General features: G+C 70.9%; 1 pseudogene. It reads right to left on the bottom strand.

Annotation, left to right across the window (positions count from 1 at the left end):
• Positions 1-173, bottom strand: a pseudogene (locus BN358_RS25485) (MFS transporter); the annotation flags it as partial.
• Positions 174-220 lie beyond the last annotated feature (47 nt).

Raw genomic sequence — 220 nt, forward strand, 5'->3', positions numbered from 1 at the left:
CGGAAGAACGCGAACGCGCTGACCACCACGCTGGACGCGAAGGCGCCGACCCCGAAGCTCTGCGCGAAGGACGGAAGCACCGGGGTGATCAGGCCGTACCCGACGGCGATCACGAACGCCGCGGCGATCAGCACCCAGATCTCGCGGGGAATCCGGGACGGACCACTCGGCAGCGCGGCAGCGCTCGGTCGGCACGGTCACCCAGTATGCCCGCCGGCAC

Source organism: Sedimentibacter sp. B4 (assembly GCF_000309315.1).
GTDB lineage: Bacteria > Bacillota > Clostridia > Tissierellales > Sedimentibacteraceae > Sedimentibacter > Sedimentibacter saalensis.